22 protein-coding genes, 1 tRNA gene and 1 pseudogene are annotated in these 25,780 nt (G+C 55.8%); 9 read left to right on the forward strand and 15 right to left on the reverse strand.

Annotated features, from left to right (window positions below):
• Nucleotides 1-65: 65 nt before the first annotated feature.
• Nucleotides 66-141, forward strand: a tRNA-Asn gene (locus tag ACRQ84_RS08065).
• A 212-nt stretch (nt 142-353) separates the two neighbouring features.
• Here the strand turns inward: ACRQ84_RS08065 and ACRQ84_RS08070 are convergent.
• The 5 genes from ACRQ84_RS08070 to ACRQ84_RS08090 all read right to left on the reverse strand — a co-directional run bounded on the left by ACRQ84_RS08070 (nt 354) and on the right by ACRQ84_RS08090 (nt 5,574).
• Entirely contained in the window at nt 354-1,658 is a 1,305-nt protein-coding gene (locus ACRQ84_RS08070; protein ID WP_483817690.1) for an NtaA/DmoA family FMN-dependent monooxygenase, read from the reverse strand.
• An 11-nt stretch (nt 1,659-1,669) separates the two neighbouring features.
• Nucleotides 1,670-2,869: a M20 family metallopeptidase gene (locus tag ACRQ84_RS08075; RefSeq protein ID WP_483817691.1), complete on the reverse strand. Its 1,200-nt coding sequence runs from the start codon at nt 2,867-2,869 to the stop codon at nt 1,670-1,672.
• A 97-nt stretch (nt 2,870-2,966) separates the two neighbouring features.
• Nucleotides 2,967-3,623 (reverse strand): methionine ABC transporter permease, encoded by a 657-nt coding sequence (locus tag ACRQ84_RS08080; protein ID WP_064739183.1) that lies wholly within the window; start codon nt 3,621-3,623, stop codon nt 2,967-2,969.
• Complete coding sequence (locus tag ACRQ84_RS08085; protein WP_483817692.1) at nt 3,604-4,734, reverse strand: methionine ABC transporter ATP-binding protein; 1,131 nt, start codon at nt 4,732-4,734, stop codon at nt 3,604-3,606. The genes ACRQ84_RS08080 and ACRQ84_RS08085 overlap by 20 nt, the downstream gene beginning before the upstream one ends.
• Before the next feature lie 12 nt (nt 4,735-4,746).
• Nucleotides 4,747-5,574: a MetQ/NlpA family ABC transporter substrate-binding protein gene (locus tag ACRQ84_RS08090; RefSeq protein WP_483817693.1), complete on the reverse strand. Its 828-nt coding sequence runs from the start codon at nt 5,572-5,574 to the stop codon at nt 4,747-4,749.
• Between the two features lie 213 nt (nt 5,575-5,787).
• Here ACRQ84_RS08090 and ACRQ84_RS08095 point away from each other — a divergent pair, with 213 nt between their 5' ends.
• From ACRQ84_RS08095 to ACRQ84_RS08105, 3 genes are all read left to right on the forward strand, one after another.
• Nucleotides 5,788-6,429, forward strand: coding sequence for a TetR/AcrR family transcriptional regulator (locus tag ACRQ84_RS08095; protein WP_064739661.1), 642 nt, complete (start codon nt 5,788-5,790; stop codon nt 6,427-6,429).
• Between the two features lie 74 nt (nt 6,430-6,503).
• The gene (locus ACRQ84_RS08100; RefSeq protein WP_483817694.1) at nt 6,504-7,886 is read left to right on the forward strand and encodes a D-arabinono-1,4-lactone oxidase; all 1,383 of its coding nucleotides are present in this window, start codon (nt 6,504-6,506) and stop codon (nt 7,884-7,886) included.
• Nucleotides 7,887-7,904: 18 nt separating this feature from the next.
• Nucleotides 7,905-8,732 carry a glycosyltransferase family 8 protein gene (locus tag ACRQ84_RS08105; RefSeq protein ID WP_483817695.1) on the forward strand — a complete coding sequence of 276 codons (828 nt, stop codon included), beginning with the start codon at nt 7,905-7,907 and terminating at the stop codon, nt 8,730-8,732.
• Between the two features lie 89 nt (nt 8,733-8,821).
• Here the strand turns inward: ACRQ84_RS08105 and tmaR are convergent, their stop codons facing one another.
• From tmaR to dacD, 3 genes and pseudogenes are all read right to left on the reverse strand, one after another.
• Nucleotides 8,822-9,142, reverse strand: coding sequence for a PTS system regulator TmaR (tmaR, locus tag ACRQ84_RS08110; protein WP_008110563.1), 321 nt, complete (start codon nt 9,140-9,142; stop codon nt 8,822-8,824).
• Nucleotides 9,143-9,303: 161 nt separating this feature from the next.
• Complete coding sequence (locus ACRQ84_RS08115; RefSeq protein WP_064739189.1) at nt 9,304-10,362, reverse strand: FUSC family protein; 1,059 nt, start codon at nt 10,360-10,362, stop codon at nt 9,304-9,306.
• 274 nt (nt 10,363-10,636) lie between these two features.
• Nucleotides 10,637-11,802 (reverse strand): annotated as a pseudogene (gene dacD, locus ACRQ84_RS08120) (serine-type D-Ala-D-Ala carboxypeptidase DacD).
• A gap of 202 nt (nt 11,803-12,004) precedes the next feature.
• On the opposite strand from dacD, the gene sbcB reads away from it, so the two are divergent.
• Nucleotides 12,005-13,426: an exodeoxyribonuclease I gene (gene sbcB, locus ACRQ84_RS08125; RefSeq protein ID WP_483817696.1), complete on the forward strand. Its 1,422-nt coding sequence runs from the start codon at nt 12,005-12,007 to the stop codon at nt 13,424-13,426.
• 196 nt (nt 13,427-13,622) lie between these two features.
• Here the strand turns inward: sbcB and ACRQ84_RS08130 are convergent, their stop codons facing one another.
• From ACRQ84_RS08130 to ltnD, 5 genes are all read right to left on the reverse strand, one after another.
• On the reverse strand, nt 13,623-14,975 hold the full coding sequence (locus ACRQ84_RS08130) for a GntP family transporter (RefSeq protein ID WP_483817697.1): 1,353 nt from the start codon (nt 14,973-14,975) through the stop codon (nt 13,623-13,625).
• Between the two features lie 115 nt (nt 14,976-15,090).
• Entirely contained in the window at nt 15,091-15,870 is a 780-nt protein-coding gene (locus tag ACRQ84_RS08135; protein WP_483817698.1) for an HPr family phosphocarrier protein, read from the reverse strand.
• Complete coding sequence (gene otnC, locus ACRQ84_RS08140) at nt 15,870-16,496, reverse strand: 3-oxo-tetronate 4-phosphate decarboxylase (protein ID WP_483817699.1); 627 nt, start codon at nt 16,494-16,496, stop codon at nt 15,870-15,872. The genes ACRQ84_RS08135 and otnC overlap by 1 nt, the downstream gene beginning before the upstream one ends.
• Complete coding sequence (otnK, locus tag ACRQ84_RS08145) at nt 16,493-17,752, reverse strand: 3-oxo-tetronate kinase (RefSeq protein ID WP_483817700.1); 1,260 nt, start codon at nt 17,750-17,752, stop codon at nt 16,493-16,495. The genes otnC and otnK overlap by 4 nt, the downstream gene beginning before the upstream one ends.
• A 2-nt stretch (nt 17,753-17,754) precedes the next feature.
• Nucleotides 17,755-18,618: an L-threonate dehydrogenase gene (gene ltnD / locus ACRQ84_RS08150; RefSeq protein ID WP_064739662.1), complete on the reverse strand. Its 864-nt coding sequence runs from the start codon at nt 18,616-18,618 to the stop codon at nt 17,755-17,757.
• A 304-nt stretch (nt 18,619-18,922) separates the two neighbouring features.
• On the opposite strand from ltnD, the gene ygbI reads away from it, so the two are divergent.
• Nucleotides 18,923-19,684 carry a DNA-binding transcriptional repressor YgbI gene (ygbI, locus tag ACRQ84_RS08155; RefSeq protein ID WP_483817701.1) on the forward strand — a complete coding sequence of 254 codons (762 nt, stop codon included), beginning with the start codon at nt 18,923-18,925 and terminating at the stop codon, nt 19,682-19,684.
• Between the two features lie 89 nt (nt 19,685-19,773).
• Here the strand turns inward: ygbI and ACRQ84_RS08160 are convergent, their stop codons facing one another.
• Together ACRQ84_RS08160 and ACRQ84_RS08165 are read right to left on the reverse strand one after the other, a co-directional pair.
• Nucleotides 19,774-21,132 (reverse strand): APC family permease, encoded by a 1,359-nt coding sequence (locus ACRQ84_RS08160; protein WP_064739198.1) that lies wholly within the window; start codon nt 21,130-21,132, stop codon nt 19,774-19,776.
• Between the two features lie 374 nt (nt 21,133-21,506).
• Complete coding sequence (locus ACRQ84_RS08165) at nt 21,507-22,922, reverse strand: glutamine synthetase family protein (RefSeq protein WP_483817702.1); 1,416 nt, start codon at nt 22,920-22,922, stop codon at nt 21,507-21,509.
• Nucleotides 22,923-23,135: 213 nt separating this feature from the next.
• Here ACRQ84_RS08165 and puuD point away from each other — a divergent pair, with 213 nt between their 5' ends.
• From puuD to ACRQ84_RS08180, 3 genes are read left to right on the forward strand one after another with little or no spacing between them, the layout of a single operon-like run.
• Nucleotides 23,136-23,900: a gamma-glutamyl-gamma-aminobutyrate hydrolase gene (gene puuD, locus ACRQ84_RS08170; protein WP_483817703.1), complete on the forward strand. Its 765-nt coding sequence runs from the start codon at nt 23,136-23,138 to the stop codon at nt 23,898-23,900.
• The gene (gene puuR / locus ACRQ84_RS08175) at nt 23,897-24,454 is read left to right on the forward strand and encodes an HTH-type transcriptional regulator PuuR (protein ID WP_483817704.1); all 558 of its coding nucleotides are present in this window, start codon (nt 23,897-23,899) and stop codon (nt 24,452-24,454) included. The genes puuD and puuR overlap by 4 nt, the downstream gene beginning before the upstream one ends.
• Nucleotides 24,455-24,478: 24 nt before the next feature.
• A complete protein-coding gene (locus ACRQ84_RS08180) occupies nt 24,479-25,756 on the forward strand; it encodes an NAD(P)/FAD-dependent oxidoreductase (RefSeq protein ID WP_483817705.1) in 1,278 nt (425 codons plus the stop codon).
• Nucleotides 25,757-25,780: the final 24 nt, after the last annotated feature.

The raw sequence follows: 25,780 nt of genomic DNA on the forward strand, positions 1-25,780 counted from the left end.
GAAGTGTGCAGTAGGGCTTTGACAACGGGGATCGGCATCGCTAATATGCGCCTCGTTCACACGATTCCTCTGTAGTTCAGTCGGTAGAACGGCGGACTGTTAATCCGTATGTCACTGGTTCGAGTCCAGTCAGAGGAGCCATATTTAGAGAAGCCCGCTTAGGAAACTAAGCGGGCTTTTTGTTTTTCTGTATTGTCTGACGCCACTCTTCTCTACTCGCATGCTTTTGTAGCGGCGCGGTTCTCATGCGCAGTGCGGCAATGCGCAATGAATTGCGCCGCTACAAGGCGTGCGCTCTAAATGAAAAAGCCCGCCCAGAATCACCTGGGCGGGCTTTTTCATTTAATCATTCGTTAATCGATGCCGCGTGGCAAAGCCGCCAGCTCCAGACTGCTGCGGAAATCGTTGCCGACATAATCAGTATCGATCAGCTGGCGGCGACGCAATTCCGGCAGCAGGCCGTTAAGCAGCAAATCCTGCTGATCGGGCTGGCCGAGTCCATGCAGCGAAATCACATCCAGCACGCCGGCGCGGTAGCGCTGTTCGATGGCATCGACCAAATTTTCTGGCGTACCGGCAACAAACCAGTGGCCGGTCTCTTCGGCTTTGATGATCAGCTCGCGCAAGGATAATCCTTCCAGCGCATAGTCACGGAAGATGGCCGCGCGCCCCTGACGACGATGCACCTGCGCCAGCTCGGGAATAAACGCGGCGGGCAGCGGTTGATCGAGCGGCAACTCACGCAGATCGATCTGACCGCCCAGCATATCGGCCACACGCAACCTCCCCTGTTCATAGTTGATGCGCTCATGCTTATCGCGCAAACGGCGCGCTACGTCGGCGTCGCTGTCGCCAATGATGGCGTGGAACGAATTCATGATCAGCGGCGGATTGTGTTCGCGGCCAACACGTCGCGCACGCTGCTGCACATCGGCGACAAACGCCTGCGCGGCCTCGAAGGTCGGTTGCGAGGTGTAAATCACTTCGGCGTAACGTGCACCGAGGGTTACGCCTGCTTCAGACTGGCCCGCCTGGAACTGCACCGGACGGCGCTGCGGTGGCGGCGGCACGTTGAGCGGACCCGCTACCTGGAAATAGTCGCCGCGATAGTTAATCGGATGCAGTTTGGTGTGATCGAGACGAATGCCACCGCTGGCATTGCGCTGCACCGCCGCGCGTTCGTTAGCGTCATACAGCGCGTTCATTACTTCGATAAATTCGGTGGCGCGTGCATACCGTTCCTGCGGTGGCGGCAGCTGGCTTTCGCCAAAGTTCTCTTCGCCAACCGATGAGGTCACCGCGTTCCAACCCGCACGACCGCCGCTGATGTGATCCAGCGTGCCGACCTGACGCGCCAGATTGTAGGGATGTAGCCAGCTGGTGCTGACGGTGGCAATCAACCCGATGTGCGACGTCACCTGGCTCAAAGCCGCCAGCGCAATCAGCGGATCTTGTGTGCCGGTGGTGCCGGCTAATCCTGCCGGATCGGCTTGCAGTAAATCGGCGGTGAACAGTCCGGTAATCTTTTCGCGCTCGGCAATCTTCGCCAGCTCAATGGCACGCGCGATGCCGACGCCCGGCTGGTTATCATTGGCGGCGGAAATCACACTGCTGGCGCCGACCAGCGTTTTCAATTTTCTGCGATAAGTTTGCGACACAACACGCTCCTTTATAGTTGTCGCGCGAAATCCGCTTTGACGGTGTTTAAGGCGTCCGCATCGGTCAGCAGACGTAAGCCGGTGCGCGCCAGCACGCGGGCGCCAATCAGCAGCGCCTGATAGCCACGCTCAGAGTTGGCCGCTTCACGGAATGGCACGGTATGGAAAATCAGATCGTCGGGGCCGATTTTCAGCCACGGATGCGCAGTCGGTACTGCATGACTGATATCGCCGGCATCGGTCGAGACTTTGTTCTTCTGCGGGGATAAATCGACCTGTTCGCCTGCCGCGCTAAACGCCTCCAGCAGCAGCGCATCCAGCGCCGGATTGAGTTTGAAATCACGGGGACCAATTTGATGATCAATCTCGACGCGCGCGCCGGTCGCCAGCGCCACGCCTTCGGCAATGGCGCGCAGACGCGGTTCAAGTGATTCGACCACTTCACGGCTGTCCGCGCGGATGTAGTAATGCGCCGACGCGTATTCCGGGATCACGTTCGGGGCCTGACCGCCGTTGGTAATAATGCCGTGCACGCGCACGCCGTCGGGCAGTTGCTGACGCAGCACGCTGATGCCGTTGTACAGCAGCACCAAGGCATCCAGCGCATTGATGCCCTCATGTGGCGCGCTGGCAGCATGTGATGGCTTGCCGTAGAAGTGGAAATAGAGATGATTATTGGCCAGCGTGGATTCGGTTAGTCGGGTTTTACCTGATGGATGCACCATCAGCGCTACGTCGACATCGTTAAGTAATCCGGCTTCGACAAAGCGCTTTTTCACGTTGCCTTTAGGGCCGCCCGGCCCGGCTAATCCGCCCTCTTCCGCTGGCGTACCCAGCACCACCACCCGTCCGCCGGTTTGATCCAGCACCTGCGAAAGTGTGATGGCTGCCGCCACGCTGGTGGTGCCAATCAGGTTGTGACCGCAGGCGTGTCCAATGCCGATTAGCGCGTCATATTCGGCGAGAAAGGCGATGGTTGGCCCGGGTTTGTCGCTGGCTTTCACCGCATAGAACGCGGTTTCATGCCCGGCAACGTTACGCGTGACCTCAAAGCCCTGCGCGGTCAGCAACTGCGTGAGCTGCTCGCTGGCGAAATATTCGTTGTTGCCGGTTTCGGGCTTTTGGAAGATGGCTTGCGCGACCGTGATGTAGGTTGCGCTGTGTTGTTCGAGGCTGCTTTCGAGCGTGAGCTGAAGAGGGTTCAGCGTCATGGGCATTGTCCTTTAGCAAAGAAATGCGCAATAAATTGCGCCGCTACAGTCGGTGTACGTATCCGTAGCGGCGCGATTTATCGCGCATCAGTGATAATCAATGTCGCTTATCAATACGCTGCACCAACCGGTCACCGACCCACTGAATGCCGCACACCAGCACAATCAGCACCGCGATCACCGCAATCATCACCGAGGTTTCAAAACGCTGATAACCGTAACGGATCGCCAGATCGCCCAGCCCGCCTGCGCCAATCGCGCCGGCCATCGCCGAAGCGCCAATCAGCGCCACCAGCGTCACCACAAAACCAGACAAAATGCCGGGTAAGGCTTCCGGGATCAGCACGTCCCAGACAATGCGCAACTTGCTGGCGCCCATGGCGCGTACCGCATCAATCAGCCCGCGATCGACCTCGCGCAGCGACACTTCAGCTACGCGCGCAAAATACGGCGTGGCGGTAATCGACAGCGGCACAATCGCCGCCCAGGTGCCGAGCGACGTGCCGACCAGAAAACGGGTAAACGGAATCAACGCCACTAACAAAATAATGAACGGCAGCGAGCGGAAGCTGTTGATAATCAGACCCAGCACACGGTTAACGCCGCGATGCTCGGCAATCCCGCCGGGGCTGGTCATCACTAAAATCAGGCCGAGCGGCAAACCGGCTACCAGCGAAAACAGGCCGGAAATCGCGGTCATTAATACCGTTTCGCCTAACGCATTCAGTAAAAGATCAATCATCACTGGCGACATAACCCACCAACTCCACTTGAGCCTGCTGCGCGTGCAGCCAGCTGAGAATCTGTTGCTCGTCGGCCGCGTTCGCCGCCGGGAGCGCAATAAAGAAACGCACTACCGCGTAGTGCTGGATGTGATCGATGCCGCCTTGCAGTAGGCGGAATTTGCCCGGCAGCGCGCCAGCAAAGCGGGTGAGCAGATCACCCTGCGCATCGTCGCCGGCAAAATGCACGCTATAAATGACGTCGCCCTGCGGTTGATCGCTGAGGCGCGCGGCAATATTTTCCGGCAGCTGTGGCAGCAAACCGCGCAACAGCGTGCGCGTCAGGTCCGATTGCGGATGCGCAAACACCTGCCACACCGGCCCCTGTTCGATAATGTGCCCGGCATCAATCACTGCCACGCGGTGCGCGACAGATTTGATCACTTCCATCTCATGGGTGATCAGCAGAATGGTAATGCCGAGTTTTTGATTCAGTGATTTGAGCAAGGCCAGAATCGAGCGCGTGGTTTCCGGATCAAGCGCGGATGTCGCTTCATCACACAGCAACAGCGCCGGACTGGCTGCCAGTGCGCGGGCAATGCCGACACGCTGTTTTTGTCCGCCGGATAACGCCGCCGGATAGCTTTGCGCTTTGTCCGCCAGTCCCACTAGCGCCAGCAGTTCCGCCACGCGCTGCTGGCGCTGCGCTTTATCCATGCCGGCGATTTTCAGCGGTAGCGCGACGTTCTGCGCTACCGTTTTCGCCGACAGCAGATTGAAGTGCTGGAACACCATGCCCACGCGGCTGCGCACCGTTTGCAGCTGCTTTTCCGACAGGCCGGTGATGTTCCGGCCTTCGATTTCTATGACGCCTTCATCAGGTTGTTCCAGCCCGTTGAGACAGCGGATCAGCGTGGATTTCCCCGCACCGCTGCGACCAATCAGGCCAAGAATTTCGCCTTTCTGCACCGTCAACGAGATATCGCGCAGCGCCTGGGTTTGTCCAAAGCGACGTGACACGCCTTGCAGACGCACCACGCTGCTGCTGTCACGAAACGTCACCTGCGCCTCGTCATGGATACTTTCCGCCACGCCGCGTTTGATGGCGGTATAGGGCGTTTCGGCTGCTGAGAATAACGTCATCTTTTTCGTTCCTTACCAGGCCGTCTCACCGGTGCCTTTATAGACCTTGTCAAACACAGTCTTCACGGCATCGTTCTGATAAGAAGCCACCAGCGTTTTCACCCACGGTGCGCTGACGTTCTCTTTCTTCACCGCAATAAAGTTGTTATACGGGTTATCTTTTACCGGCTCTTGTGCAATGCGGTCTGCGGCGGTCAGGCCACTTTTTAGCGCCCAATCGGTGTTGACCACGGCGGCGTCCAGGTCAGGAACGGAGCGGCCGATGATGCCGGAATCCAGCTCTTTGATTTGCAGATGATGTGGGTTAGACGTGATATCGGCGGTGGTCGCCGCGATGCCAACGCCCGGCTTCAGTTTGATTAGCCCTTGTTGTTCGAGCAGCACCAAGCCGCGCGCTTCGTTAGAGGGATCGTTGGGTACGCCAATCACTGCGCCCTCTTTCAGTTCTTTGGCGCTTTTCACTTTCTTCGAATAGAGACCAATCGGCCACACTGCGGTATCGCCGACGCGCACGATGTCGTAGTGATTAACCTTGATTTGGTTATTGAGGAACGGCTGATGCTGGAAGGCGTTGGCATCCACTTCGCCGTTTTGCAGCGCTTCGTTTGGCTGGTTGTAATCGTTGAAGATCACGGTTTTCACCGTTAAGCCTTTTGCCGCCGCCTGTTTGATCACTTCGCGCCAGACGTCTTCATCTTCGCCGCTGATGATGCCGACTTTGATCGAGGTTTTATCCGCCGCGTGCGCGATGGATAACGACGACAACGCGGCGCTGGCCAACAACACGGCGCCGGCCGTTAACATGAATTTATTTTTTACTGCTGACAGACGTGTGTGCATAAAATGCTTCCCTATCGTTATAATTGCGCGAGTCAAAATAAGCTGTCGTAACGACAGATGACCGCAGTATACGCAGTTGCTTATTCCTACATTATGATTTATTCAGAAATGCTATTCCTGAAAAGCATAAAGCCGCAGCGCCGCTCGCATCGCCACAAGCGAGAACAGGGCTGTGTTATCCTTTCCCTTTTGCTGGACTTGTTACTGAGCGCTATGTCGGACACCACAACCAAACGAAAAAATGACCCTGAAGGGCTAAAGAAACGCATCCTGGCCGGCGCGCTGAAAATGTTTGCCGAGTTCGGCATGCAAGGCGCGCGACTGGAGCAGATTGCTGAGCACGCGCAGACCACCAAACGTATGGTGGTGTATCACTTCGGCAATAAAGAGCAGCTGTATATTGAGGTGCTGGAGCAGGTGTATCAGGCGATTCGCCAGCATGAAACCGGTCTGAACCTTGCAGAGATGGAGCCGGAACGGGCGATGACCAAACTGGTGGAAGCCAGCTTCGACTACCACGTATCGCACCCGGATTTTATGCGGCTGGTGTGTACCGAAAACCTGCTGCGCGGGCGCTACATCATGCAATCTGAACGCATTAAAACGCTGAATAAAAGCGCGCTGGATGTGCTCGATGACATTCTGGCGCGCGGTCAGCAGCAAGGGGTGTTTATTGAAGGCCTCGACACCGTGGATGTCCACCGCTTACTGAGCAGCATCTGCGTGCATCACGTCTCTAATCGCTACACCTTTCACACACTCTTCACACCCAACGACAGTGAAGAAGACAGCATTCGTCGCAATCGCCAACTCGCGGTCACGGCGACGCTGCGTTATGTGCGCAAAGCCCCGTAGGCTGCGGCTGCGCAGTGATGGTCTACGCTTAAAATCCTGGGACCGTCACAGACCTCAATTTAAGGAACGCCGTAGTGAACAAAGACCCCCACCTTTATCCCTTACGCCATACGCACAATACTGACCAGGACAGCGCACTGTGGAACTGGGCGCAGAACACGGTGGTTGGTCTGCGTACGCAGTTACAACAGCCGCAAAATGAAGCGGAGCTACAACAGTTGCTGCGCGCTGCCAAGGGCAAAGTGCGCGTGCTGGGTAGCCGCTTGTCGCCAGGCCGCATGCTGGGCGTGGATGAGCAGGATTTGTTGTTGGACCTTAGCGCGTTTAACGGCGTAATTGAGCAAGATGCAGATAGCGTCACCTTTGGCGCCGGCACGCCGCTGGAGCAGGTTTACAGCGCGTTAACCGAGAGGGATCGCATGCTGGCCTCGTCGCCGGGCGTGATTGCTGTACAAACGCTGGCCGGTGCGATGGCCACCGGCACGCACGGTCAGGGTTTGGGGCAAAGCTCACTGGCTGACGAAGCGCTGCGCATTCGTATGGTGTTGGCCGATGGCAGCGTGCGCGAATTTGTGCGCGGCGAGCCCGATTTCGCTGCAGCGCAGGTTTCACTTGGCACGCTCGGTATCGTCACCGCCGTTACGCTGCGCACGCGCCCTTTCCGTCTGTTTACGTGCCACAAGTTTGCCGTCTCAGCCGATACGCTGGAGCAGGATCTGGTCGAGTGGAATAATCAGTATGAGATGAGCAAAGCCTGGTGGTTTGTCGATGACAACCTGATGCACGTGTGGAATGCGCACGAGGCCAGCGATGAAGAGTCGCAAGCCTGGCACGCCAATCAGCGCGAGGTGATTGAACATGGCGACAACACCGACAGCAGCCTGAACGACACCATCGACCAGACGCTGGCGCAGATGCATCGCGATACACAGATTCACGGCAAAGGCGGCAAACAATTCCGCACCGTGACGCGTTTCCGTGATTTTACCGACGTCAGCGGCGATATCTATCAGCTGTTTTGTCGCGGCATTGCCGTGCCGCAAATTAACGTCGAGATCGGCGTGCCGCTGGCGAAAACGCCGCAGATTATCAGCAAGATCAAAGCGTGGTATGCCGAAAATCATCCGCATATGCACTATCCGATTATCCTGCGTTGCACCGGCGCGTCCGAAGCCTGGCTCAGCCCGGCGTATCAGCATGCCACCTGCTTCTTCGGCTTCGTGGTCTATTACGCCGATGATGGATCGCTGTCTGAAGATGGCCTGCACTTTCTCACCGAAGTGGAGAAACTGCTGGCAGCCGAAGGCGGACGTCCGCACTGGGGCAAATATTACGATCCGCAACGTTACCAGTGGCGCGATATCTATCCGCAGTGGGACGCTTTCCGCGACGTTCGCAATCAGCTCGATCCACAACGCCGTTTTAGCAATGACTATGTCACTGCTTTATTTGATTAAGTTTGAAAGGGAGAAACCATGTTTGCATGGGTAACGCTGTTAACGCAGCCAGACTATTTTATTGGTGTTAAGGCACTGCAACACTCACTTAAGCGCAGTGAAACACGCTGGCCGCTGATTGTGATGGTCACCGACGCTATCGATCTGGAGACGCGTGAAGCGTTGCAAGCGTTGGGCTGTGTGATTCATCCGGTGGCGCCGCTGATGCCGAATGCCGAACTGGAGCAGCATTATGCTTCAGCGCAGTTTGGTGAAGTGTGGAGCAAGCTGCGTGCGTGGGAGCTGGTTGATTGTGAGCGCGTGGTGTTTCTGGATGCCGACATGCTGGTGCTGCGCAATATGGATGAGCTGTTTACGCTCGACCTGGGCGAACATGCGCTGGCGGCGTGTCACGCGTGCCGCTGCAACCCCAATAAGATCGCCAGCTATCCCGCAAGCTGGCAGCCCGAGAATTGTCACTATACCTGGCAGGATCGTGGCGAAATCGCACCGTCCACGCTCGATCGTTATCTCAACGGCGGTTTCCTGGTGCTGAAGCCAGATCTGGCGGTGTTTGAGTGGCTGCAGGAAAAAGTGGCGGGCATTACCGATCTGCGCCGCTATCCGTTCTCAGAGCAAGATTTGCTTAATGAAGTGTTCGAAAACCGCTGGTTGCCGCTGCCTTATATCTACAACGCGCTGAAAACATTACCGTTCCAGCACAGCGCAATGTGGCGTGAAGATGAGGTGAAGAACCTGCATTTCATTCTGGCAAAACCGTGGAAACGCGATTTGAATCAGCCTGAATCGGAACGCGACCGCTATTACGCAATGGATAAGCTGTGGTGGGAGTTAGCGGCGGAATAATACAAAAAAAACAGCGCGATACATCGCGCTGTTTCATGTAGGGTGTGCAGTGATACGCACCTGCTCGTCATCAATGACGACCCGACAATTTATTGCGCTTTTGGCTCGCCCATCGCTTTCAACTTCTTCGACAGCTCACGACGCTCTTTGGAGAGGTCAGCGTTTTTGATGATGTATTCATCAACGCGATCTTCATAGTCCACACGCATGCTGGCGATAATTTCCTGAACCGCCTCGATGCTCATGCCGGGTTTGATGTATTCACTCAGGTTGTCCAGCAGCAACACACGTTTCTGGTTATCACGGACTTTCTTCTCGTTATCCACGATTTCGCGCTGCAGCTTGTTTTTACGACGGAACATACGCACAAACTCCAGTACGTCCTGAAATGATTGCTTGGCATTTTCCATGTTGGCACCTTTCTTTAGGCCTGCGTTGGCAGGCGGAATAGTCATAACGTTTAGCTTAGCGGCTTGGCCGCCAGGGTTGCAATTCTCACCGCTAAATTCGGACTGGCGCTTATCTTAGCGCAAAGAATGGGTGATTCACATTAAGTCATTGCCTGAGAAAACTATTTACGCAGCGCCAGACGCACTAAATCAGTCATACGCTCCAGCTGACGCGCCTGTTCAAGACTCAGCCAAACGTAGCCGTAAATCGCCGTGGTTTCCGGGCGTCTGCTGCGATTGGCAATCAGCTGCTCCAACTCTTGAGTAATCTCATCGAGCGCGTGGCTGTTAGCGGTGATCTGCTCGGTTTCGCCTTTGACCATCAGCGTGGCCAGCGCATTCAGCGTGTCTTCCGTCATCTGCTGCGTGCGGCGCAACGTGGGAGCATTAAGCATAATCAGATGGCTTTCACGCGATGACCACCACGCATCAATCTGCATCTGCATGGTGTTCACCATATTGCGATTGATGGTTTGGATTGCCTCAAACACCGATTTGGGAATGCGTGTCTCTTTGCTTGCCGGTTCCAATAACGCGCGCATCTTAATCACGCCACTTAGCAACTTCTGGAAGGGTTTGTTTAGCCGCGGTTTTTCCAGCAAATTAGCAGAGAAGCCGGTGTGATGCAGCTTGGCCATGGCGATAAACGCATCCGACAGCTGGATGCGCCAATGGGTGTACGCGCGTTGTGCCCAAATGGCGCTGAACAGCAGTGCCATCAACGAACCGAGAATCACATCACCGCCGCGCCACATGGCGATAGTGAAATCCCCGGCCGGTGCGCCAACCACCACGCCGAGCGTGATACCGATCAGTAACGCCATATAGGGATGTTTTCCCAGCGTCAAATAGCCGCAGACCACCATCACAATGGCGCACCATACCAGCATTACCGGCAATGAAAACAGCTCAAGCTTGAGCGCGATCAACCCGGAAATCAGACCGGCGAAGGTGCCGCTAATACGCTGTACCACGCGCGGCAGCACGTTGCCCCAGGTTGAAATTGGCCCCATCACCACCACCAGCGTAATCAGCGGCCAGGTGCCTTCTGGAATGTCGGTAAGCCGCACAAACAGGAAACACAGTACAAAGGCGATGGCAATGCGCACGCCGTGTACGGTGCGATAGTGGCGGTAGAACCAGAACTCAATCTGCGAGATGGGCTTGTCAGCGCGTAACATGGTTGTCCGGGAACGATACAAATTTGCGCGCTATGTTACCCTGGCGGTTGGTGCACCATCAGTGTTGAACGCAATTTTTTTCGAGTTTTGGTGAAATTCAACATGTGCGTTACATCTAACCTTATCAATGGAAACATTGATGTAACGCTTCATGTTAGGTGCGATGTTTGAAACGGTCGCCATGAATGGCGACCCTACGGGCGCGTGAGTTATGGCGACCAGAATCACGCCGCCGCAGCACGGCGACGGCGATGACGCAAAATTATGCGACGGATTACAGTTTCTGTTTCACGTAATCGCTGATGCGCGTAATGATGCCTGCCTGATCAACCGCTTGCAGCGCATAAAGCGGATAGCTTGCCAACTGCTTATCTTTGTCCATCACCTGAATTTCCCCAATCTGCTCGCCCGCTTTCAGCGGCGCTTCCAGATCTTTACGGTCAATCACGTATTTGGCCATCACGTTGGCGACTTCGCTGCGCGGTAGCGACAGGTAGATATCCTGCGTGGTACCGACATCCACTTTATGCGGATTGCCGTACCAGACGTTTTCCGTACCGATTTTTTCCCTGCGTGGAACAGTTGCACCGTATCAAAGGTGTTTTGGCCCCACACCAGCAGCTTGCGCGCCTGATCTTCACGGCCTTTCGAACTTTTGCCGCCCATGATCACGGCGATCAGGCGATGACGTCCGACGACGTTAGACGCGATGATGTTAAAACCCGCGCTTTCGGTATGCCCGGTTTTCAGGCCATCGACGTGCAGATTTTGATCCCACAACAAACCGTTGCGGTTGTTCTGCGTGATGCCGTTCCAGGTCAGGGTTTTCTCACCGTACATAGCGTAGAAATCGGGCTCGCCGCTGATAATCGCGCGCGATAGCGTTGCCAGATCGCGTGCGGTGGTGTGCTGGCCCGGCGCGTCAAGACCATGCACGGTTTCAAAATGGGTGTGCGTCAAATTCAGCTTCTGCACATAGCTGTTCATCATGTTAACGAAGCTACCTTCGCTGCCGGCCACGTGATCCGCCAGCGCCACGCAGGCATCGTTACCTGAATCGATGATCACACCGCGCATCAGGTCGCGCACCGTGACCTGATCGCCCGGTTTGAGGAACATCAGCGAAGAACCTTTGAACACCGGATTGCCCGCGCCCCACGCATCTTTGCCGATGGTGACTTTGTCATCGCGGCTGATTTTATTCTGATCGATAGCGCGATCAACGACATAGCCGGTCATCAGTTTGGTCAGGCTGGCCGGGTTGCGCTCTTCATCCGGATTGCCCGCAGTGAGAATTTGCCCGGTAGTGGCGTCCATAAGCACCCACGACGCCGCATCAATCGGCGGAGGCGTCAGGGGAAACGGCATGCTGTCGTCAGCCTGCGCCAACGATGCCCAAACAATCATTCCAGATACAGTTACCAGCAGACGCCTTTTCAACACTTCTTCCTCGAAATCAAAAAAATGAATTTACCGCCGCACGTTGTACGGCAAATAGCGCTTACAGATCTGAATAAATTGAAAAAAAGTATGAACTGCGCATAAATGCTGCGTGCCCGCTCGCAGCGAGGATGATCGAGGTTGTACTGCTACCCAGGGACGACTATCCTGTGCGTTGATTCTCCATTGCCAGGATAACGCCGTGCCCGCCTCTGAGTTCACCTTCTTATTCCACGATTATGAAACCTTCGGCAAAAGCCCATCGCTAGACCGTCCGGCGCAGTTTGCCGGCCTGCGTACCGATAAAGAATTCAACGCGGTAGGTGAACCGCAGGTATTTTATTGCCAACCGGCCGACGATTATCTGCCGCAGCCGGAAGCGGTAATGATCACCGGCATTACGCCGCAAACCGCCAAAGCGCGCGGCGTGACAGAAGCGGCGTTTGCCGAACGCATCCACGGCCTGTTTAGCGAGCCGCAAACCTGTGTGATTGGTTACAACAATGTGCGCTTTGATGATGAAGTGACGCGCAATATCTTCTATCGCAACTTCTTCGATCCGTACGGCTGGAGCTGGCAGAACGGCAATTCGCGCTGGGATTTGCTCGACGTGATGCGCGCTTGTTACGCGTTACGCCCGGAAGGTATTGAGTGGCCGGAAAATGACGATGGCTTCCCGAGCTTTAAGCTGGAACATCTCACCAAAGCCAATGGCGTGGCACACGAACAGGCGCACGATGCGATGTCTGACGTTTATGCCACGCTGGCCATGGCCAAACTGGTGCAAGAGAAGCAGCCGAAGCTGTTTGAGTTTCTGTTTACCCATCGCAACAAACAGAAACTGATGACGCTGATTGATATCCCGCAGATGAAACCGCTAGTGCACGTCTCCGGCATGTTCGGCGCGGCACGTGGCAATACCAGCTGGATTGTGCCGCTCGCCTGGCATCCGGATAATCGTAATGCATTGATTGTCGCCGACCTGGCCGGTGATATGTCGCCGCTGCTGGCGCTGGAATCTGACGAACTGCGTGAACGTTTGTATACCCGTCATAGCGAGTTGGGCGATCTGCCTGCCGTGCCGATCAAACTGGTGCATATCAATAAGTGTCCGGTGCTGGCACCCGCGAGTACGCTGCGTCCGGAAGATGCCGAGCGCCTGAACATCGATCGCCAGCAGTGCCTCGCCAACCTCAAGCTGCTGCGTGAACATGCTGAAGTGCGAGAGAAAGTGGTGGCGCTATTTGCCGACGCCGAGCCGTTCACGCCATCGGATGATGTGGATGCCCAGCTGTATGACGGTTTCTTTAGCGATGCCGATCGTGCTGGTATGAACATTATCCGCCAGACGCCGCCGCAGAACCTTCCGGCGCTGGATTTGACCTTTGAAGATAAGCGCATCGCTAAACTGCTGTTCCGCTATCGTGCGCGTAATTTCCCCGGCACGCTGGATGACGCCGAGCAGCAGCGCTGGCTGCAGCATCGCCGCGAAGCGCTGAATGCTGAGCGCGTGCAGGCGTTCTTGCTGGAGCTGGAATCGCTGGCGAGTTTGCACGAGGGAAATACCGAGAAGATGGCGCAGTTGAAAGCGCTGTATTTGTATGCGCAGGAGCTGGTTTCTTAGTCCTCTGCGCTTTTTAAAAGCGGTCGCCATAAATGGCGTAATGCCGATCAGTTAAGCACCGTATCAAACCACCGCACATTCCGTAGCGGCGCGATTTATCGCGCAATGAATTGCGCCGCTACAATGTGTGTGCTCGGTAATTGGGGTTTCATCTCTTAACTAACGAGCGTTATGCCATTTATGGCGACCTGGAAACTTAAATCATTCCCCACACCAGCCACGTTAATACAAATCCGCTCAGGCCCATCACGGTGGTTAATACCGTCCAGGTCTTCAAACCGTCGGCTACCGACAAGCCCAGATAACGCGTCACCACCCAAAATCCAGCATCATTGACATGCGACAAGCCCAAACCGCCGAAACAGGCCGCTAACGTGATCAGCACGCGCTGCATTTCCGTCACATCACCCACCGCCTGGCTCAGCAAACCGCTGGTGGTGAGAATCGCGACCGTTGCCGATCCCTGCGAGGCACGCAGCGCCAGCGACAGGATAAACGCAGCGGGTAGCAACGGAAGGTGCAAGGTTTCCAGCGTTAATGCCAGCGCTTTGCCCACGCCCGATTCCACCAACACTTTACCGAAGGCACCGCCCGCGCCCGCCACCAGAATCACGCTGGCGGAACTGGGAATCGCACGGCCGGTCAGATCTTCCAGCTTCTCCTTGCTCCAGCCGCGGCGCACGCCCAGCAGCCATGCCGCCAAACCCAGCGCAATCAGCAACGCAATCGCGGGTGTGCCAATCACCGTCATCACCGAGCGCAGCGTGCTGCCTTCAGCCAGCGTGGTGTGCGCCACGGTCCCCATCACGATCAGCAGAATCGGTACCACAATTAAACCGGTGATGGTGAGTGCGCCCGGCGGTGACGCATCATTTTTCGGCGTGCCTTCCGGTTTCGCCAGCTGCAACTGCTCCAGCACATCCACCGAAAGATGATACTGACGCAGGTTCATCGCTTTGGCGACGAAGTAGCCGACGATTCCGACCGGGATTGAAATCAAAATACCCAGCATCATCAGCCAGCCCATATCGGTATGCAGAATGCCGGCGGCCGCAGCAGCGCCCGGATGGGTTGGCAACGCCACGTGTACCGTCAGCATCACCCCCGCCATTGGCAGGCCAAACTTCAGCGGTGACACGCGCGCCACTTTGGTGAAGCCGTAAATCAGCGGAATGACGATAATGAAACCGACTTCGAAGAAGACCGGAATACCGAGGATAAAGGCGGCCATGGTTAGCGCTGCTACGGTGCGCTTAATGCCCAGCGATTTGCTGAAGCGCTGCGCCAGCGACTCTGCGCCGCCCGAGGCTTCAATGACTGCACCCAGCATCGCCCCCAACACGATGATGATGGTGATATGTCCTAGCAGATTGCCCATCCCGCTAAAGATGGTTTCCATGATTTTATCCGCTGGGATGCCGGTAGCAATCGCCACCAGCAGGCTAACAATCAGCAGCGCCACGAAGGGGTGAACTTTGGTTTTAATCACCAGCAACAGCAAGATCACGATGCTGGCGGTAGCGATAGCTAACAACAACGCGGTTGACATGATAATCCTCTATTTTATAAGTATTTTTTGGGTACAGCTTTCTCTGGCATTGACAGATTCAGGCATGACTTATCCAGCACAGTGCTTCTACGCACTGTGCTGGAAGGGTATTGATTTACTTAGCGTATGGCGCGAACCAGCCGAGACCGGCTTCGGTGCGGCCGCGCGGGAAATATTCACATCCCACCCAACCGTCGTAGCCCACTTCATCCAGCAGATTAAACAGATACGAATAGTTAACTTCGCCTTCATCCGGCTCGTGGCGATGTGGTGCCGACGCGATCTGGACGTGGCGATAACGGCCCGCATATTCACGGATCAGATGCGTCAGATTGCCGTCCACCAACTGCGCATGGAAAAGATCGAGCTGGGTAAATACGTTCGGACGATCGATGCGTTCCATCATCGCCAGCGTCTGGTACTGACTTGAATAGAGATAATTGGGCTTGGTGACCGGATTTAGCGCTTCCAGCAGCAGGCGAATGCCATGCGGCGCAAAACGCTCAGCGGCATAGTGCATATTTTGCACGAATGTCGCTTCATATTCGGCACGATTGGCACCGTTCGGCACGGTGGCCGCCATGATGTGCACCTGCTGACAATTTAACGCCAACGCATACTCCAGCGCGCGATCGATATCGGCGCGCGCTTGCTCTTCACGGCCGGGAATGGCAGAAACGCCCCATTCACCCGCTTGCACATTGCCAGCCGCGGTGTTGAACAACACCAGCTCCAATTGATGTTTCTCCATCTCGGCTTTGATCACCTCGGCTGGATAGTCATAAGGGAATAAGAACTCGACGCCGCGAAAACCGGCGTTAGCCGCGGCGGCAAAGCGTTCGATAAACGGCAGTTCACCGAACTGCGTGGATAAATTGGCTGCAAACTTAGGCATTAGAAACTCCTCAATTCCGCCACTTCGCTATCGGTCAGATAACGAATCGAGCGGTCGCCGAGCGTGAACATCAGACGCGCGGTCTCTTCCAGTTCTTCAGTGTTATTGGCGGCTTCGCGCAGGGATTTACCCACCACTACCGGGCCGTGATTGGCCAACAGGAAGGCGCTGTAGCGCGAGGCCAGATTGGCCAGATCGTCAGCTAAACGCTGATCGCCCGGCTTGTAATACGGCACTACCGGTACATCACCGACGCGCATCACCACGTAGGGCGTGAACGGCCGGATGCAGTTTTCGCTATCGAGATCGTTGAGGCAGGAGAGCGCCGTCAGATAGTGGCTGTGCAGGTGCACCACCGCTTTGCACTCGGGATTATTCAGGTAGAGCGCGCGGTGAAAAGCGACCTCTTTCGATGGCTTATCGCCGGAGATCCATTCGCCTTGTAGCGTCACTTTTGACAGGCGATCGGCCTGCAGTTCGCCGAGGCACGATCCGGTTGGCGTCGCCAGCAAGTTGCCATCTTCCAGCAGCAGCGACAGGTTGCCTGCCGAACCGGTGGCGTAACCGCGCTGAAAGAAGGAGGCGCCAAGCTGCACCATTTCTTCGCGAGCTTGTTGTTCGGTCATGCTGAAAACTCCGTTTGTGCGCGAGCAAAGAACTGTTCATCGCCAAAGTTGCCGGATTTCAATGCCAACGACAGCGGCTGATGGATATCGCGCACCCATGGTACGCCCGGCGAAATCATCGGTCCGATGTGGAACGCGGTGACGCCGAGGCTTTGTGCCACCACACCCGAGGTTTCGCCGCCTGCCACGATAAAGCGCTGCCAGCCGCGAACTTTCAGTTCACGCGTAACCGCGGCAAATAGCTGCTCAACGGCTTCGCTGCTGCGCGCCGCGCCAAACTGCTGCTGAATTGCCTGCAGCTGCTGCGCATCGGCAGTCGCGAACAATAAAGGAGCCAGCGCAGGTTGATGATGCGCTTCGACCCAATTGCAGAGTTCCTGTGCATAGCTTTCGGCATCGTCCAGGCAACGCTCCACCCGCACTTCATGCGATGGCGCGTGCTGGCGATACGCCTCAACCTGACGATTGGTCATTTGCGAACAGGAACCGGAGATCACCACCGCACGGTCGCCTTGCGGACGACCCGCCTGCTCGGCATCGCTGTTCTGCTGCTGCGTTGACCAGGCGCGGGCAATCCCGATCGCCAATCCTGAACCGCCGGTGACCAGACGCGTCTCTTTCAACGCTTCGCCCTGCGTCAGCAGATGCTGCTCGTGCAGCGCATCCAATACCACATAGTTAATGCCCTGTGTTTTCAAGGCATCCAGCTGCGCACGCACCACCTCGGCACCTTGATCCAGCTGCGCCGCGTTGATCACCGCAGCCTGACCTTTGGCCTGACGCGTCATCAAACGCACCAGATTGCTGTCGGTCATTGGCGTGACCGGATGATGGCGCATGCCCGATTCAGACAGCAGCTGATCGGCAACAAACAGATAGCCCTGATACACCGTACGCCCGTTAACAGGCAGCGACGGCGAAATCACCGTTTGCGTTTCGCCTAATGCCGCCAGCAGCGCATCGGTCACCGGACCGATATTGCCTTGCTCGGTGCTGTCGAAGGTCGAGCAATATTTCAAGTAGAAACGATCACAGCCCTGCTGTTGTAGCCACGCCAGCGCCGCCAATGATTGCTCAATCGCCTGCTGAGGCGGACAAGAACGCGACTTCAGGCTGATCACAATCGCCTGCGCGCGCAGTGCGTCGTGCGCATCGGGCACGCCGTTGAACTGAATAGTCGGCAGACCGTTCTGCACCAGGAAACTGGCAATGTCAGTGGCTCCGGTAAAATCGTCTGCAATAACGCCTAAACGCATGATTACTTCTCCTCTGCCTGCGGCAGCGTGATGCCACTAAAGATCTTGATCACCGCGCTGTCATCTTCACGGCCGTGACCGGCATTACTGGCTTCGGTAAACATGTTGAGCGCGGTAGAGGCCAGCGGCAGCGGGAAGTGCAGCGATTTAGCGGTATCCGCGACCAGGTTGAGATCTTTGACGAAGATATCGACTGCAGATTTCGGCGAGTAATCGCCATCCACCACGTGACGCATGCGGTTCTCAAACATCCACGAGTTACCGGCGGCATTGGTCACCACGTCGTACATGGTGTCGAGCGGAATCCCGGCCCGCGCGGCCAGTGCCATCGCTTCTGCACCCACGGCAATGTGCACGCCCGCCAGCAGCTGGTGAATGATTTTGACGGTAGAGCCCAAACCGATCTCGCTGCCGACGCGGTAGACCTTCGCCGCTACCGCATCCAGCACCGGTTTTAGCAGTGCAAAGGCTTCATCGCTGCCGGATGCCATTACGGTCATCTCACCGACTGCGGCTTTGGCTGCACCGCCGGAAACCGGCGCATCCAGCATCAGCAACTGATGCTGCGCCAGCTGTTGTTCAATCGCCTGCGCATCCTGTGAAGAGATGGTGGAAGAGACCATTACCACGGTGCCGGGCTTGAGCTGCGCGGCCACACCGTTTTCACCGAACAGAATCGCTTTGACCTGCGCGGCGTTGACCACCAGCAGCAGCACCGCATCCAGTTCAGCAGCAAAACGGGCAGCGGAGGTCTGCGCATCGCGCGCGCCGGCCTGACGCAGGGTTTCCAGCGCTTGCGGATTGAGGTCAACGCCCCAGGTGTTCAATCCTGCACGGATACAAGACTGCGCCGCACCCATGCCCATGGAACCTAAACCAATCACGCCGATGTTATTCACGGTTGCTGACACAGCACACCTCCATTGTTAATTTAAGTGATAATATGTTCATTGGTGTTAAGTCTGCCGCAGTTACTGCGCAATAAACGTGCGTAGCATCACAAAAATTAACTTCGCTGCGCACTGTTTAACATGAATTCACACCTCAACCTGATTGATTAGGATCCGGTCTGCGTGGGATTTCTGCAGAGAATTCGTCAAGATAAATTGTGCTGCGAGCTGTGAATCGATGATCTACAATGTGAAAAAATGATAATTCAGGGAGAGCAGGGTGATTCCGATTGAACGTCATCAACAAATTTTAACGCTGGTTGCTGAACGCGGCGTGGTGAGCATTGCTGAGCTGACCGAAAGATTGGGCGTGTCACATATGACGATTCGTCGCGATGTGCAGAAACTGGAAGAGCAAGGCGCGGTGTTGTCGGTTTCTGGTGGTGTGCGCTCGGCGGATCGCCTGGCGGCGGAGCCGTCGCATCTGGCAAAAACCAATATGTACAGCGGTGAGAAGATGGCGATTGGCCAGTATGCTGCGCGCCACATTCCGCGTAATAGCTGTATTTATCTTGATGCCGGCACTACCACGTTAGCACTGGCACGCGAGTTGATAGAGCGTGACGATTTGCTGGTGGTGACCAATGATTTTGTGATTGCGCGTCTACTCATGGAAAGTAGCGACTGCAAGCTGATTCACACCGGCGGCACGGTGTGCCGTGAGAACCGTTCCAGCGTGGGTGAAGCGGCAGCACGCAGTTTGCGTCAGCTGGCGATCGATATCGCGTTTATCTCCGCATCATGCTGGGGCACGCGCGGACTGTATACGCCAGATGAAGATAAAGTGCCGGTCAAGCAGGCGGCGAGCGATGTCAGTAGCAAGCGCGTGTTGCTGAGCGACAGTTCCAAGTACAACAAGATTGCGACGCATCTGGCGTTGCCGCTGGAGCAGTTTGATACATTAATTACGGATGCAGAGCTAAGTAAAGCGGGACGTGAAGCGTTGAGTGCGGGGCGTTGGGAATTGGTGTTAGCGGGTTGAGTTTTTTAAATTGTGCTTGCTGTTCCCCTCCTCGGTCCTCCCCCATTAATGGGGGAAGGCCGGGATGGGGGACAGCGACTTCAATCAAATCACACTTCTTCGCTGAATTGCGGAACCGGATTGCGGAAAGTGCGGGTAACAAACGCGAGGTAGATGATACCAATCGCCGCCCACACCAGGCCGAGCACCATTGAGGTCTCTTCCAGGTTAATCCACAACGCACCGACTGTCAGTGCGCCCATGACCGGCAGCAGCAGATAGTTGATGTGATCTTTCAGCGTCTTGTTACGCTTCTCACGGATCCAGAACTGCGCAATCACCGACAGGTTCACAAAGGTAAACGCCACCAGTGCACCGAAGTTAATCAGCGCCGTTGCGGTCACCAGGTCGAAGTTGATCGCCATCAGCGCCACCGCACCGACCAGCAGCACGTTCAGTGACGGCGTGCGGTATTTCGGATGCACGAAGCCAAAGAAACGCTGCGGGAACACGCCATCACGGCCCATCACGTACATCAGACGTGAAACACCGGCGTGCGCGGCCATACCCGACGCCAGCACTGTCACCACTGAGAAGATCAGGATGCCAATCTGCAACGCTTTACCCGCCACGAACAGCATGATTTCTGGCTGTGAAGAGTCCGGGTTGGTGAAACGCGAAATGTCAGGGAAGTACAGCTGCAGGAAGTAAGAGACACCGATAAAGATCACACCACCAATCAGCGCGGTGAGGAAAATCGCGCGTGGGATGGTGCGTTCTGCATCTTTGGTCTCTTCCGACAGCGAACTGATGCCGTCAAAGCCGAGGAACGAGAAGCACAGAATGGTCGCACCGGTAATCATCGGCACCACGTGCGCATTCTCAGACCAGAACGGTTTGCTGCTGGTCAATGTCCCCTCGCCCACTCCGTGTGCCACACCGTATACCACCATACCGGTGATCACTACCATCACCACCACTTGCAGCACCACGATCACGCTGTTGAAGTTGGCAACGGTTTTGATTCCACGCAGGTTAGAGATGGTCATGAAGGCCACCAGCAGCACCACGAAAATCCATGACGGAATGCCAGGCACCAACGTTTCAAAGTAACTTTTCGCCAGCAGGATGTTGATCATCGGCATGAACAGGTAGTCCAGCAGTGATGACCAGCCAACCATAAAGCCGACATGCGGACTGATTGCCTTCTGAGCATAGGTGTAAGCGGAGCCCGCAGATGGGAAGCGGCGTACCAGCTTGCCGTAGCTCACGGCAGTAAACAGAATCGCGATCAGGGCGAAAGCATACGCGGTGGCGACGTGGCCGTCGGTCAATCCAGACACGATACCGAAGGTATCAAACAGGGTCATTGGCTGCATATACGCCAGGCCCATCATGACAACCGGGATCAAGGTCAGGGATTTTTTCAGATGTGCACGCTGAGGTGCGGCAGAGGTGTTAAGCGACATTGTTCAGGCCCCCGCAAGCGACAACCGCGATCGGCTGAGCTACAGGGATACTGCGCAATTTGCTGCAGTGAGAAGTGAAATACGTGTTTGCGATTGTCGCGGCGCCGTAGTCATCACGGAAGCGAGAACCAGCCTGAGCTGGTGCAATGTTAAACAGTCCCATCTTTGTTTTCCTCAAATCTCACGCACAAGCGTGTTTGTCAGTATCTATCTATCCGGATGCGTGTCCGGCCTCGTTTGAATGTCAGTGAGTACTACATCATGCAAAAAAATAACCGACGCGGTTAACGTCGGTTAGTTCTCATTTTGCAGGGCGCGTATTTTGCCCCAACTTATGCCATCGGCACAAGACGTTAGATCAATTCTTCACGCGGTCAGGCATTCTTTAGCATCCAGTCGATTTCCGTCGAGGTGATTAAGCGCTCAAACTGCATCAACTCATACTGTTTGCAGCTGTGCCATACCCCGCTGAAACGCTCGCCCAAGAGCTTCTGCAGCGGATAGCTATTCTCGAATTCATAGAGCGCATCACTTTGCCGAATCGGTAATGCCAGCCCTTCTGCTTCATGCCCATTGCCTTGCACCGCATGCGGTAAAGGTAGCTGATTATCCAGACCGTGCAAAATACCGGCAAGAATAGTTGACACTACCAGATAGGGATTTGCATCTGCACCGGCAACGCGATACTCGATGCGGTGGTTTTCCGCATCGCCACAGGGTACACGTAGTGCGACCGTGCGATTATTGTGCCCCCACGACGCCTGCAGCGGCACATAAGCTTCCGGCAGGAAGCGGCGATAGGCGTTCACATTTGGTGCCAGCAGGGCCATTGAGGCCGGCATCAGATCGATCATCCCCGCCAGCGCACGTTTCATCAGCGGTGAATCGCTGCCATCGTCTAGCGCGAAGGCGTTATGATCGGCGGCATCCAGCATGCTGATGTGAACATGCATGCCGCTGCCTGCATACTCTTCGTAAGGTTTAGCCATAAACGTCGCCGTCATGCCGTGATTCTCGGCCACCTGCCGCACCAGCCGCTTCAATTGAATGGCGTGGTCACACGCTTTCAGCACGTCGCGCGCGTGATGCAGGTTAATTTCAAACTGGCCGGGCGAGGCTTCTGCCAGGGCACCGTCGGCGGGAATCCCTTGCAGCCTGGCAAGATGATCGATATCACGCAGAACGTCGGCGAAATTGTCGAGATTATCGACCGAATAAACCTGACTCTGCATGTTGCGATCGTCACTGCCCGGCGAGCATGGCGGCTGAATGAAGCCCTCCGCATCGCGCTTTTTATCCACCAGATAGAACTCCAGCTCTACCGCTACCACCGGGAACAATCCTCGATTACGCAGCTGTTGCCACAGTCGATTAAGGACATTACGGGGTTCAACGTCAAAGGGAGTGCCATCTTGGTTACACATGGTCAGCAACAGCTGAGCGATGTGCGTGGGGTCGGCTGCAGAAGGTATTAAGGTTCCGGGAACCGGCATGCAGAGGTGGTCGGGTTCGCCCAGTGACTGGCCCAGTCCGGCGTCTTCGACGGTGTTACCGAGAATATCCATAGCGAAAACCGAAGCCGGGAAGTAACACCCTTTTTCCAGTTTTGCTAATGCGGAGATGGGAATGCGTTTACCGCGAAATACCCCATTTAAATCATTAAGAAGAATATCGACATACTGCGTTTCAGGATGGCGTTCCAGCCAGGTTTTGACCTCCAGCTGGAACGCGCTTGTTCGTTTCTCTTCACTGTGTCGCGTGAAGTCTTCTACTTCTACGAGGTTCGTCATGATCCCACCCGCCCTATACCGTTTAGAATTGGTGCGCGAAATGCTCAAAATAACAGCCACTCTTCTAACATAGCGCTAACGCAAAAAGTGTGCAAATGTAACAATTCTGCTGGAGGAATGAACGGCTGATTGCTAGATTGACAAAATATTGCACACTTTTAACGCCAGCCGTGCCGTTTCGGCGAAAATATTGAACAGCAGCGTGGAGACGTTATGGGCATTATTTTTGACAAGCCTTTGATTGGCGTAGTGATGTGCCAAAACATGATCGGCAGCCATGCTGGTCAAACGGTTCACAATAAATACCTCGACGCTATCGTACTCGCCGGTGGCGTGCCGCTGCCATTACCGCATCAGTTAATGCACTCTCCTCATCTATTAGAAAACAGTATGACCGTGCTGGATGGCATTTTGCTGACCGGCAGCCCCAGCAACATTGAACCCTGGCACTATGGCGAAGATGGCAAAGAGGCGCATGCCGATCCAGCGCGCGATCGTCTCGCCTTCGGACTTATCACCCATGCGGCGGGTAAAAAGATGCCGATGTTTGGCATTTGTCGCGGCCTGCAGGAGCTGGTGGTCGCCAACGGCGGCGCACTGCATCGCCAACTGCATATGACGCATCTTTTTCAGGAGCATCGCGAAAACGATGCGCTGCCGCTGGATGAGCAATACGCGCCGGTACATGATGTGCAGCCAGAAGCTGGTGGCATGCTGAGCCAGCTGCTTGGCAGCGCCGAATCGTTTGCAGTCAATTCGTTACATGGGCAAGGCATTCGTGAAACCGGTCCACAGCTGCGCGTGGAAGCGCGCGCGCCTGACGGATTGATTGAAGCCGTTAGCCTGCCAAAGCACCCTTTCGCCCTCGCGGTGCAATGGCATCCAGAATGGCAGTCCGACCGCGATCCGGTCTCGCGCCGTTTGTTTGAGGCCTTTATCCACGCCGCTGTCTGTTATCACAAGGAAAAACAGCCATGAATGATGCCACTCTGGCACCCGGGCGGCGCTTATCGCAAATCCGGCAGGCGTTGGGATTGTCTCAGCGTCGCGTCGCTGAGTTATCAGGATTAACGCACAGCGCCATTAGCACCATCGAACAGGACAAAGTGAGCCCGGCCGTCAGCACTTTACAGAAGCTGCTGAAAGTTTACGGGCTATCGCTGTCGGAGTTTTTCTCCGAACCCAAAATCAATACCACGCCGCGGGTGATTGTGCGCCCGGAAGAATGCGTGGAGATCGGCAGCCTTGGCGTATCGCTGATGTTGATTGATAACGGTGCCGCGCGTCGTGCGCTGGCGATGCTGCTAGAGCGTTACGAACCGGGCGCCAGCACCGGTGAGAAGTTACGCCATCCCGGCGAGGAAACCGGCACGATACTGGAAGGTGAAATCACGCTGGTGGTGAACGGCCAGAGTTATCATTTATATCGCGGAGAGAGCTATGTGATTGACACCGGCTTGCCGCACAGTTTTACCAATACTTCAGATCAACCGTGTCGCATTGTTAGCGCGCATACGCCCGCCAATTTCTAAGATTTCGCGCTTAAGGAGGATGTAATGCAACATGTGGGAAGTTATTACGCTGCTACCGCCAACGCTCATGCGCCCTGGCCGGAGCTGCAAGAATCGGTACAGTGCGATGTCTGCATTATTGGCGGCGGTTTTACCGGACTTTCGTCTGCGCTGTTTCTTACCGAAGCCGGTTACGACGTGGTGCTGCTAGAAGCGGCGAAAATCGGCTTTGGCGCCAGCGGGCGTAATGGCGGTCAGGTCGTCAACTCATACAGCCGTGACGTGGATGTGATTGAGCAGCGCTACGGTAAACAGACCGCGCAGATGCTCGGCAGCATGATGTTTGAAGGCGCGGAGATCATTCGCGATCGCATCGACCGTTACGCCATCGCCTGCGATTATCGTCCCGGCGGCATTTTTGCCGCGCTGAATCAACGTCAAATGGGCCATCTGCGCAGCCAGCAGGCCAGTTGGGCGCGCTACGGCAATCACGATTTGGAGCTGCTCGACGAGCGTGGCATTCGCCGGGAAGTGGCCACCGATCGCTACGTCGGCGGTTTACTCGATAAGCGCGGCGGGCATCTGCATCCGCTCAATCTGGCGCTGGGTGAAGCGGAAGCGATTCGACGGCACGGCGGACGCATTTATGAGCAGTCGGCGGCGATAGAAGTAAAATATGGCGCACCCCATCGGGTAAAAACCGCCAAAGGTGAAGTCAGCGCCACCTTCGTGATTTTTGCCGGCAACGCTTATTTGCCGTCGCAGCTTGAACCGCGCCTGACGCGCAAAAGCATGCCGTGCGGCTCGCAGATCGTGACCACCGAACCCTTAACGCGCGACCAGGCGCTGGGTTTACTGCCGAATAATTACTGCGTAGAAGATTGTAATTATCTGCTCGATTACTTCCGCCTCACCGCCGACAACCGCCTGCTCTACGGCGGCGGCGTGGTGTATGGCGCGCGCGAGCCGGATGATATCGAAGCGCTGATTCGTCCCAAGCTACTGCGCACGTTCCCGCAGCTGCGTGACATCAAAATCAGCCACCGCTGGAGCGGCAATTTCCTGCTCACATTGTCGCGTATGCCGCAGTTTGGGCAGGTTGAGAAAAATGCGTTCTTTATGCAGGGCGATAGTGGGCATGGCGTCACTTGCACCCATCTTTCTGGGAAATTGATTGCCGAAGTGCTGCGTGGCCACGCCGAGAGGTTTGATGCGTTTGCGAAATTGCCGCACCTGCCATTTCCGGGTGGGCGGCGGTTTAAGGTGCCGCTGACGGCGATGGGCGCGGCTTGGTATGCGTTGCGGGATCGGTTTGGGGTGTGAACCACTGATTACAATTTCTCGACA

Origin of the sequence: Pantoea sp. E2023-21, from assembly GCF_051302795.1 — a bacterium.
GTDB classification, from domain to species: domain Bacteria; phylum Pseudomonadota; class Gammaproteobacteria; order Enterobacterales; family Enterobacteriaceae; genus Pantoea; species Pantoea ludwigii_A.

Excerpts from the sequence above, each read along its gene's own strand:
- ACRQ84_RS08075 (WP_483817691.1), bottom strand. The coding sequence starts at position 2,869 with ATGACGCTGAACCCTCTTCAGCTCACGCTCGAAAGCAGCCTCGAACAA.
- ACRQ84_RS08080 (WP_064739183.1), bottom strand. The coding sequence starts at position 3,623 with ATGTCGCCAGTGATGATTGATCTTTTACTGAATGCGTTAGGCGAAACG.
- ACRQ84_RS08085 (WP_483817692.1), bottom strand. The coding sequence starts at position 4,734 with ATGACGTTATTCTCAGCAGCCGAAACGCCCTATACCGCCATCAAACGC.
- ACRQ84_RS08090 (WP_483817693.1), bottom strand. The coding sequence starts at position 5,574 with ATGCACACACGTCTGTCAGCAGTAAAAAATAAATTCATGTTAACGGCC.
- ACRQ84_RS08095 (WP_064739661.1), top strand. The coding sequence starts at position 5,788 with ATGTCGGACACCACAACCAAACGAAAAAATGACCCTGAAGGGCTAAAG.
- ACRQ84_RS08105 (WP_483817695.1), top strand. The coding sequence starts at position 7,905 with ATGTTTGCATGGGTAACGCTGTTAACGCAGCCAGACTATTTTATTGGT.
- tmaR (WP_008110563.1), bottom strand. The coding sequence starts at position 9,142 with ATGGAAAATGCCAAGCAATCATTTCAGGACGTACTGGAGTTTGTGCGT.
- ACRQ84_RS08115 (WP_064739189.1), bottom strand. The coding sequence starts at position 10,362 with ATGTTACGCGCTGACAAGCCCATCTCGCAGATTGAGTTCTGGTTCTAC.
- ACRQ84_RS08130 (WP_483817697.1), bottom strand. The coding sequence starts at position 14,975 with ATGTCAACCGCGTTGTTGTTAGCTATCGCTACCGCCAGCATCGTGATC.
- ACRQ84_RS08135 (WP_483817698.1), bottom strand. The coding sequence starts at position 15,870 with ATGCCTAAGTTTGCAGCCAATTTATCCACGCAGTTCGGTGAACTGCCG.
- otnC (WP_483817699.1), bottom strand. The coding sequence starts at position 16,496 with ATGACCGAACAACAAGCTCGCGAAGAAATGGTGCAGCTTGGCGCCTCC.
- otnK (WP_483817700.1), bottom strand. The coding sequence starts at position 17,752 with ATGCGTTTAGGCGTTATTGCAGACGATTTTACCGGAGCCACTGACATT.
- ltnD (WP_064739662.1), bottom strand. The coding sequence starts at position 18,618 with ATGGGCATGGGTGCGGCGCAGTCTTGTATCCGTGCAGGATTGAACACC.
- ACRQ84_RS08160 (WP_064739198.1), bottom strand. The coding sequence starts at position 21,132 with ATGTCGCTTAACACCTCTGCCGCACCTCAGCGTGCACATCTGAAAAAA.
- ACRQ84_RS08165 (WP_483817702.1), bottom strand. The coding sequence starts at position 22,922 with ATGACGAACCTCGTAGAAGTAGAAGACTTCACGCGACACAGTGAAGAG.
- puuD (WP_483817703.1), top strand. The coding sequence starts at position 23,136 with ATGGGCATTATTTTTGACAAGCCTTTGATTGGCGTAGTGATGTGCCAA.
- puuR (WP_483817704.1), top strand. The coding sequence starts at position 23,897 with ATGAATGATGCCACTCTGGCACCCGGGCGGCGCTTATCGCAAATCCGG.
- ACRQ84_RS08180 (WP_483817705.1), top strand. The coding sequence starts at position 24,479 with ATGCAACATGTGGGAAGTTATTACGCTGCTACCGCCAACGCTCATGCG.